This is a genomic window from uncultured Sneathiella sp. (assembly GCF_963973085.1).
Taxonomy (GTDB): domain Bacteria; phylum Pseudomonadota; class Alphaproteobacteria; order Sneathiellales; family Sneathiellaceae; genus Sneathiella.
The window spans coordinates 1-9,533 of sequence record NZ_CAXAXA010000015.1 but is presented as its reverse complement, the minus strand read 5'-3'; the positions used below and the strand labels follow the sequence as shown (position 1 = coordinate 9,533).

Below are 9,533 nucleotides of genomic sequence, written 5' to 3'. Positions count from 1 at the left end.
GTGCAGATCAACGCCATCAGGCTGGGCAATGCCCGACCGCCGATCCCGATCTGGGAACCCTGTGCCGGGGATGGCCGGATTGCCGGGGCGATTCGTTCACATGGCCTGGAGGCCATAGAGACCGACATCACCACCGGTAACGACTTCTTTGATTATGACACCCCGATGTCGCCAATCCTGATGACCAACCCGCCGTTTTCTAAAATAAGGCAGTTCATAGATCATGCCTTCAGTATCGGCGTGATGTCCATGGCCCTGGTCTGTTCGGAGCGGTTGTGGGCCTGCCAGAAGGGACGGGCGCAGTTCCTGAAGTACCGGCCCAGCCGGTTCGCCATGATGGACTGGCGGGAAGACTATCTTGGCAAAAAAGGCAAACCGGATCGCGCCCTCGCGGTCGCCATCTGGGAGGAACCCTGCGCACATATCTGTCGGTACGAGGTCTGGTCGCGGGAGGCGGACGTGTATCCCAGGTTTGACTTCACGTCCTTCGAGCGCCGGTAGCATCCCGACGCCTCCAGAAATTCTATCCCGGTGCCCTGCCCGACCAGACATGAGATGTCGTTGGGGCTGGTGAGAATAACCGTCCATGTCCTGGTTTTCGGGTTGATAAAAAGCTCAAACACCATGGTCTGAGCGGCGATGCCGCGCACCACCGCAGCTTCTCCGTGGCGTTGCTCCAGCACGCTGCGCATCTGTTGCTTTTCCAGGCAGGGCACCTGACCCTGAACCTGGGCCGGGAGTGCAGCCAGCAGGATAACGGCTGCCATGATGCTGCGGCGTAACATCCCTTTGTTTCCTGGGCAGTTCCATAAATAAAAGTTGACCGGCCAATATTGACAGATCGGTGTCAATCGGCACATTATGGTACAAACACGGAAACGTATACCATATTTGGTGGAGAGGTCTCCCTCTTGGCGACATCCGATCCGCAGCTTGATGCCTATATCCAGAAAGCGGCTGCCCTTCCCTACGAGGATCAGAAGGAAATCCTCGCCCTGCTGGAGCGCCTTGAAGAGGCCACCACCCGCGAGAAGATAGCGAAGAGCTTTCTGCCGTTCGTGAAGAATATGTGGCCCGCCTTCATCGAAGGCCCGCATCACAAGATCATGGCCGACGCCTTTGAGCGGGTGGCCGAGGGCAAGTTGAAGCGGCTTGTTGTCAACATGCCGCCGCGTCATACCAAATCGGAGTTCGCCTCCTATCTCCTGCCTGCATGGTTTATCGGCAGAGACCCGTCAAGGAAGGTTATCCAGACCGCCCATACCGCCGAACTGGCGGTGGGCTTTGGCCGCAAGGTGAGGAACCTCGTCGGCAGAGAAGATTTTCAGGCCGCTTTTCCAGGCGTGAAGCTGCGCCAGGACAGCAAGGCCGCAGGCCGCTGGAACACCAATGAGGAAGGCGAGTATTTTGCCATCGGCGTTGGCGGTGCGGTTACCGGTAAGGGTGCCGACCTGCTGATCATCGACGACCCGCATAGTGAACAGGAAGCCAAGTCGCTTGATCCGGCGATCTTCGATCCGGTTTACGAGTGGTACACCTCCGGTCCCCGTCAGCGGTTGCAGCCCGGTGGCTCCATCGTTGTCGTGATGACCCGCTGGCATCAACGGGATTTGACCGGTCAATTGTTAAAGTCCTCGCAGCAGCGGGACGGTTCCGACGAATGGGAGGTCATTCAGCTTCCCGCTATATTGCCATCAGGCAACTCGTTGTGGCCGGAATACTGGTCGAAGGACGAACTGGAAAGGTTGAAGGCCGAACTGCCTGCCGCCAAGTGGTCTGCACAATATCAGCAGGACCCCACGGCGCAAGAGCAGGCCATGATCAAGCGGGACTGGTGGCGCAGGTGGGAGAAGGATGACCCGCCGTCTTGTGAGTTCATCATCCAGTCCTGGGATACCGCCTTCCTGAAAACCCAGAGGGCGGATTATTCGGCCTGCACCACATGGGGTGTCTTCTACCAGCCCAATGATCTGGGCACGGACACCGCGAACATCATCCTGCTGGACGCCTTCAAGGACAGGATGGAGTTTCCTGAACTGAAGAAGGTGGCCCAGAAGGCCTACGACCGGTGGGAGCCGGACGCCTGCATCGTTGAGGCAAAGGCGGCGGGTTCGCCGCTGATCTTTGAATTGCGGCAGATGGGTATTCCGGTCAGCGAGTTCACCCCGTCGAGGGGTAATGACAAGATTGCCAGGGTCAATGCGGTCAGCGACCTGTTCGCTTCCGGCATTGTCTGGGCACCGAACAAGAACTGGGCGGAAGAAGTTATTGAGGAGTTCGCCGCCTTTCCGGTGGGTGCCCACGACGACCTTGTCGATAGCAGCACCCAGGCGTTGCTGCGCTTCCGGCAGGGCGGTTTCATCAGGGTTGCCTCGGATTACGAGGACCAGGAAATGCCCGTGCAGAGGGCGGAGTATTATTAGGAGACGGAAATGCACAAACCAAGAGTGATAGGCCGCACCATAGGCGAGCAGGTTCCCCGCAAGCAGATACCCATCAAGGGAACCGGCGCTGCCACCAAGGGCACCAAGTTCTATGCCTATGCGGACCAGATTACCGATACCGCCCAGAAGCCCCCGGCTGACTGGGTATCGACCATCAAGAAGGTCTAGTTAATGGCAATTGACAAGAGCATCGCCCAGGCTCCCACGCGCACCGACAGTACGGTCACGGAGGAAGAGCTTCGGGGTCTTGACGTGGACGCCGAGGGGTCCGCGCTTGAGGTTGCTGTTGTCAATCCAGAAGCGGTGGCGATCTCCACCGATGACGGCGGTGTCGTCATTGACTTTGATCCCGGCTCCGGAGAGACCGGCGGTGATGACGGTTTCGATTCCAACTTGGCCGAGCATATGGAGGACACCGTGTTGGGGCGGCTGGCCTCCCAGTTGAACGGGGAGTTTGAAGGCGACCGTAATTCCCGCGCCGACTGGGCGCGGACCTATACCAGGGGGCTTGACCTGCTTGGCCTGAAGGCCGACGACAGGACAACCCCGTGGCCGGGGGCCTGCGGTGTCTATCACCCGATCCTGACCGAGGCCGTGGTCCGCTTCCAGTCACAGGCGATCATGGAGCTATTCCCTGCCTCCGGTCCCGTCAAGACCAAAATTATTGGCGAGATAACGGACCAGAAGGAAGAGCAGGCGCAGCGTATCCAGCAGCACATGAACTATCTGTTGACCGAGAAGATGACGGAGTTCAGGCCGGAAACGGAGCAGATGCTGTTCTCCCTGCCCCTGGCCGGTTCCTCCTTCAAGAAGGTTTATTACGATCCCAGCATGGGTCGTGTCTGTTCTCATTTCGTTCCGGCAGAGGACTTCGTTGTCAGTTACGGGGCGTCCGATCTCCTGACGGCCTCCCGCTACACCCATGTGATGCGGAAAAGCCACAACGATATCCGCAAGTTACAGGTCGCTGGCCTGTATCGCGACATCGAACTGTCGCCAAATGCGCCGGATTATTCCGATATTCAGGAGAAATACGACGAGCTTGAAGGGGAAAATCCCACCTACGAGCATGATGACCGCTATGATTTGCTGGAGATGCACGTCGATCTCGACCTTGAAGGCTACGAGGATACCGATGATGACGGCGACGAGACCGGTATCGCCCTGCCTTATGTGGTGACCATGGCCAGGGGGGGCAGTTCCGTCCTGTCGATCCGGCGCAACTGGTACGAGGACGATGTGCTGCGCATGAAGCGCCTGCATTTCGTGCATTATCAGTACATGCCCGGTCTTGGGTTCTACGGTTTTGGCCTGATCCACCTGATTGGCGGCATTGCCAAGTCGGCAACCTCGCTTCTCAGGCAGCTTGTCGATGCCGGAACCTTGTCGAACCTGCCGGGAGGCCTGAAGTCCAGGGGACTGCGCATCAAGGGCGATGATTCTCCGATCATGCCCGGTGAGTTCAGGGACGTTGATGTTCCTGGCGGAGCCATAAGAGATAACATCACCTTCCTGCCCTACAAGGAACCGAGCAATGTTCTGCACGCCCTGTTGGGAGAGATTGTCGAGGAAGGCAGGCGCTTCGCTTCGATCACCGATCTGAAGCTGGCGGATATGAAACAGGACGCCCCGGTTGGCACCACCCTGGCTCTTATTGAGCGGTCAATGAAAGTCATGTCGGCCATTCAGGCGAGGCTCCACGATGCCATGCGCAAGGAGTTCACCCTGATTGCCGGTATCGTCCGCGACTACGCGGAAGACGAATACGAATACAAGGCCGATGACAAGGAGGCCATAAAGGGCGACGACTTTGATGGCCGCGTGGATGTCATTCCGGTGTCCGATCCGAACGCTGCGACCATGAGCCAGCGCATCATGCAGTATCAGGCTGCTCTCCAGCTATCCCAGTCGGCACCGCAGATGTACGATCTGCCAGAATTGCACCGGCAGATGCTGGATGTTCTGGGCATTCAGGACGCCGAGAAGATCATTCCTCTCAGCGAGGAGATGAAGCCGCGTGATCCGGTCAGCGAGAACATGGATGTGCTGAACGGCAAGCCATTGAAGGCCTTCATTTATCAGGACCATGAGGCCCATATCCAGGTGCATATGGCAGCCATACAGGACCCGAAGATACAGCAGCTTGTCTCTCAAAGCCCGATGGCCGGAACCATTGCCGCAGCCATGGCGTCACATATACAGGAGCATCTTGGCTTCCAGTATCGCAGGGAGATCGAAAAGCAGCTTGGTGTGGAATTGCCGCCGCCGAACGAACCGCTGCCCGAAGACATCGAAGTCAAGCTGTCGCGGCTGGTGGCGGAAGCGGCTGAGAGGCTGTTCAACAAGAATGTTGCCGAGGCCCAGCAGCAGCAGGCGCAGCAGCAGGCCCAAGACCCGATGTTCCAGTTGCAGCAGAAGGAGCTTGAGCTTCGTCAGGCAGACATTCAGAGGAAGGCCGAGACCGACAGGGCAAGGCTCATGCTCAATGCCGAGAAGGAGCGTTCTTCCCAGGAGCTTGAGCGCGAGAAGATGGCCCAGGATGCTGAACTTGAGGGCGTCAAGCTGGGCATTGAGATCGCGAAAACCCAGGAAGATGCGGCCCTGAAAGTTTCCGAAGCAGAGGAAAGGGCGGTTCTGGAGAGGGCGCGGCTCTCGACGGAAGTGGCAAAGGCCCTGCTGGACGACGACACGAAGAGAAACAGGAATAGTTAATATTGCTTGATCAATCTTTATTTTCGGCTTATCGAAAGATATTGCGGAACCTGATGAACGAAAGGGCCGACGATCTTGCAATGGGCGGTGCCAAGTCTTTCGATGAATACCAGAAGATGGTTGGCATCATAGAAGGACTGGCGACAGCCGAAAGGGAAATGCTGGACCTGATGGAAAAACAGAGAAGGGCCGAAGACGGATCGGGATGAATGGTGAATGTTTCACATGAAACATCGGGGCAGATCGTCACTGCCCGCCAGTTGGCTAACAAATGCGCAGGGGGAGCGTTACCCCCGCTCAGAGCGAAAACGCAAGGAGAGACCTGTGTCCGATAAAAAGGTTGTTGAACTCAGCGAGGAGAAGGAGAAGAAGGCGGCGAGTAAGCTGCCGCAACCCTGCTCCTATCACATTCTGGTGGCGCTGCCTGAACAGGAGGAGAAGACGGAAGGCGGCATTTATCTTACGGACAATGCGCGGGACCGTGAGGAGACGGCCAGCATCACGGCTTATGTCATGGCGCTGGGTCCCGACTGTTATGCGGAAACCCCTCAAAGGAAATTTCCCAGCGGGGCCTATTGCAAGGAGGGCGACTGGATTGTCATGCGGTCATATTCAGGAACCCGCATCGAAGTTCATGGCCAGAAGTTCAGGCTTATCACCGATGATGTGCCCCAGGCCATTGTCGAGAATCCACTGGGAGTGATACGGGCATGAGCATCGAACCGGAAGCAGCCAAAGAAGCCCAGGACGATCTCTTCACCGAAGAGAAGTCCGGAAACTTTACCGATCCCATCGACGTTCTTGCGGAAGATGCCCCTGACATAGAGGTTTCGGTAATAGACGATACCCCTGAAGAGGACCGTAACCGGCCTCCGAGGGGAGAGGTGTCGGAGAATTTGGATGAGGACATTCCCGGCCTGTCCGAGCGCGTCAAGTCTCGCATGGACACGCTGCGTTATGAATTTCACAACGAGCGCCGTGACAAGGAAACGGCACTGCGCGAGAACAACGAGGCAGTCCGCTATGCGCAGAACGTGCAGTCGGAAAACAAGGCGCTAAAGGACCAGTTATCAAACAGCCGCAGGCTGTTGTACGATCAGGTTTCCGCGAAGAACGATGTCGAGCTTGACGCCGCCAAGGCGAGGTTCAAGGAAGCCTATGAGACTGGCGATGCCGACGCCATTGCCGATGCGCAGTCGGAGGTGTCGCGCCTACATGCGGAGCGCTCACATTATAATGTGGCAGCCCCCGATGCCTATAATGAACAGCCGGTACAGCAGGAGGTTCCGGATCAGTCACAGCAGCAACAGCATGTGCCGCCTCCGGACCCGAAGGCGGTTGCTTGGTTGCAGAAAAACCCCTGGTTTCAAAGACCCGGCTACGAGCAGTTGACGGGCTTTGCCATAGGGGTGCATGAACAGCTTGTTCGTAAAGGATACAATCCACTGGTCCATAATGAATATTATGAGATCGTGGACAAGGAGCTTAGGGATAAGTTCCCCGAAAGTTTTGAGAAGGAAGCATCCTCTGGAAGTGGGACTCCGACTTCTCGAAAGACCCCGGTGGTCGCCCCCGCAGGTCGCGGCGGCAAGAAGCCGAGCAAAGTGGAGTTATCTTCCTCCCAGGTTCGCCTCGCCAGTAAACTTGGGATAACGCCGGAACAATATGCGGCACAGGTTGTGAAGGAGATGGCCAATGGCTGACATAGCGGCAGATGAGCGCACACCAAGAGAAACCGATTCTCGCGAAGCTGGTGAGAGAGAAAAGTCTTGGGAACCACCCCAGGTATTGCCCGATCCTGCACCGCAGGACGGGTGGGTTTTTCGCTGGATCAGAACTTCCATCATGGGAAATCAGGACAACGTAAATGCGTCCAAGAGATTCCGTGAAGGTTGGGAGCCTGTGAGGGCGGAAGATCATCCGGAGATGATGATGGCCTCTGATAGAGGCAGTGATTATGCCGGGAACATCGAAGTAGGTGGTCTTCTTTTGTGCAAGACAAGTGAGGAGAACTACAAGGCGCGGTCAGAGTATTTTGCCAATCTGGCTCGTCAGCAGCACGAATCGGTTAATCATAACTTCATGCGGGAAGATGATCCGCGTATGCCGAAACTTAATGAATCGTCTACGCGGGTGACTTTCGGCGGCGGCGCAAAGCCTACATAGGCGTTGCCCGTGTGCTTTAACCCTGTCCTTTGGAAGGAGGATACCTAAATGGCTACTACAGAAGCCCCTTATGGTTTCCGTCCCGTTGGTGTTCTTGGCTCTGGCACCTTTTCTGGTGCCACACGGCAATACAAGGTTACCAACAGTTACGGAACCAGTATCTTCTACGGGGATGTCGTCAAAATCGTTAGTACCGGTACTGTCGAGAAAGACACCGGCACATCGACCTTGACTCCCGTAGGGATTTTTGTCGGGTGCAGTTACACTGACCCCGGCACCAATCAACCGACCTATTCCCAGATGTGGACGGCCAGCACGTCGGCCACCGACATCAAGGCGTATGTGGTTGATGACCCGAATATTGTTTTCCAGGCGCAAAGTGATGAGGCGATTGCCCAAACCGGCCTGGGTAATAATTTTGCGGTTGTTCAAACCGCAGGGTCAACATCGATTGGCACCAGCAAGAATGCTATCGATGGAAGCTCCCTTGCGACAACCAAGACTTTGCCAGTAAAGCTCATCGGCTTTGTCGATGGTCCGAACTCGGTCGTTGGCGATACTTACACGGATGTTCTGTGCAAGTTCAACGGTCCTGGCGATGCCACGGGCGATTCTTGTGCTGCGCATCAGCTACAAGATTCAACCGGTATATAGAAAGGAGTTGAGCTATGGCTATATCAAGAGCGCAAATGCTTAAAGAACTCCTGCCGGGGATTAATGCATTGTTCGGTCTGGAGTACGCTAAGTACGAAGGCGAAGATGCAGAAATCTACGAAACGGAATCTTCCGACCGATCTTTTGAAGAAGAGGTTGCTCTGGCCGGTTTCGATGCCGCTCCCGTCAAGAACGAGGGTTCGGCCATTTCGTATGACAATGCGCAGGAAACTTTCACCGCAAGGTATAACCACGAGACGATTGCAATGGGATTTGCGATCACCGAGGAGGCCATGGAGGACAATCTCTATGACAGTCTCAGTGCCCGCTATACCAAGGCGCTCGCCCGTGCGATGGCCTACACCAAGCAGACCAAGGCTGCCTACCCGCTCAATAACGGGCAATCAACCGGCAGCTATCAGTCTGGCGATGGTGTAACGCTATTTAACACCTCGCATCCCTTGGCTTCTGGCGGGACCAATTCCAATACCCCGTCAACAGCTACTGACTTGAACGAGACTTCACTTGAGTCTGCGGTCATTCAGATCGCCAAATGGACGGACCAACGGGGCCTTCTGATCGCGGCGCGTCCGCGTCGGATTATTGTTCCACCGGACTTGATGTTCGTGGCAAGCCGTATTCTGGATAGCGAATTGCGTCCAGCGACGGCGGATAACGACATCAACGCCATCAAGAACAATGGCACCATTCCTGAAGGTTATAAGGTAAACCATTACCTGACCGACACGAATGCTTGGTTCATCATCACCGATGTGCCGAATGGCATGAAGCACTTTGAGCGTGCTGCCATGACCACGTCCATGGACGGCGACTTCAATACGGGCAACGTGCGCTACAAGGCTCGCGAGCGTTATTCGTTTGGTGTCAGTGATCCGCTGGGAATCTTCAGTTCTCCTGGCGCGTAATGTTACCGGGAGGGGCGTTCGCGTCCCTCCCATTTTACTGGGAGCAACAGCCCTGGCGACCGGCCCAGCGGACGCTTACGAAGACTCCAGGGCAAATCCTTTCGTAAGGAGGTAGTTTTATGGGAACGACACGTTTCTCCGGCCCGATGATGTACAGCGGTGAGGGCCGCGCCGTAGCCAGTGGCACTTGGTTCAAGAACTTGCCGCTGCAACTGAACCCCGATTATGTGGTTCAGTTTGACGACTTCACCGGCATTGCCGTTGATGGCACGAACGACTGGACTTATTCGCAGCTTACCAGCGGCACGGGCGCTATTCTCGCTGATGCCATTGATGGCTGGTATGAGATTGCCGGGACAGGTTCGGACAATACGGGCGCATCCCTCCAGGGTAATGAGATATGGCAGGCGCAGGCCAGCAAGAAGTTATACTTTGAGACGCGTATTGTTTCGACTGATGCGGATCAGATGGATATCTTCGTCGGTCTTTGTGAGAATGGCACCCTGGCAACGGGCGTTCCGTTTGCAACAAACAACCAGATTGGATTTTTGGTTGTGGATGAAGCGGCGGATATTTATGCGGTCTGTGATAGTGGAGGAACCGAGACCAAGACGGATACGGGCGTTGATTT

At 56.0% G+C, this 9,533-nt stretch carries 11 protein-coding genes; all 11 read left to right on the top strand.

Features of this window, described 5'->3' with window-relative positions; genetic code table 11:
* A partial coding sequence (locus AACZ19_RS18350) for a hypothetical protein (RefSeq protein ID WP_339635955.1) occupies positions 1-501 on the top strand: 501 nt, incomplete at its 5' end.
* Positions 502-833: 332 nt separating this feature from the next.
* The gene (gene terL, locus AACZ19_RS18345) at positions 834-2,423 is read left to right on the top strand and encodes a phage terminase large subunit (RefSeq protein ID WP_339635954.1); all 1,590 of its coding nucleotides are present in this window, start codon (positions 834-836) and stop codon (positions 2,421-2,423) included.
* A gap of 9 nt (positions 2,424-2,432) precedes the next feature.
* Entirely contained in the window at positions 2,433-2,612 is a 180-nt protein-coding gene (locus tag AACZ19_RS18340) for a hypothetical protein (RefSeq protein ID WP_339635953.1), read from the top strand.
* Between the two features lie 3 nt (positions 2,613-2,615).
* Positions 2,616-5,156, top strand: a complete 2,541-nt coding sequence (locus AACZ19_RS18335; protein ID WP_339635952.1) for a hypothetical protein — start codon at positions 2,616-2,618, stop codon at positions 5,154-5,156.
* Between the two features lie 53 nt (positions 5,157-5,209).
* Positions 5,210-5,365 (top strand): hypothetical protein, encoded by a 156-nt coding sequence (locus AACZ19_RS18330; RefSeq protein WP_339635951.1) that lies wholly within the window; start codon positions 5,210-5,212, stop codon positions 5,363-5,365.
* Positions 5,366-5,480: 115 nt separating this feature from the next.
* A complete protein-coding gene (locus tag AACZ19_RS18325) occupies positions 5,481-5,870 on the top strand; it encodes a co-chaperone GroES family protein (RefSeq protein ID WP_339635950.1) in 390 nt (129 codons plus the stop codon).
* Positions 5,867-6,859: a hypothetical protein gene (locus tag AACZ19_RS18320; protein WP_339635949.1), complete on the top strand. Its 993-nt coding sequence runs from the start codon at positions 5,867-5,869 to the stop codon at positions 6,857-6,859. The genes AACZ19_RS18325 and AACZ19_RS18320 overlap by 4 nt, the downstream gene beginning before the upstream one ends.
* Complete coding sequence (locus tag AACZ19_RS18315; protein WP_339635948.1) at positions 6,852-7,322, top strand: hypothetical protein; 471 nt, start codon at positions 6,852-6,854, stop codon at positions 7,320-7,322. The genes AACZ19_RS18320 and AACZ19_RS18315 overlap by 8 nt, the downstream gene beginning before the upstream one ends.
* Positions 7,323-7,370: 48 nt before the next feature.
* Positions 7,371-7,976 (top strand): hypothetical protein, encoded by a 606-nt coding sequence (locus AACZ19_RS18310; RefSeq protein WP_339635947.1) that lies wholly within the window; start codon positions 7,371-7,373, stop codon positions 7,974-7,976.
* 35 nt (positions 7,977-8,011) lie between these two features.
* Entirely contained in the window at positions 8,012-8,902 is an 891-nt protein-coding gene (locus AACZ19_RS18305; protein ID WP_339635946.1) for a Mu-like prophage major head subunit gpT family protein, read from the top strand.
* Between the two features lie 119 nt (positions 8,903-9,021).
* Positions 9,022-9,533, top strand: a 512-nt coding sequence (locus AACZ19_RS18300; RefSeq protein ID WP_339635945.1) for a hypothetical protein, incomplete at its 3' end; no start/stop codon positions are given.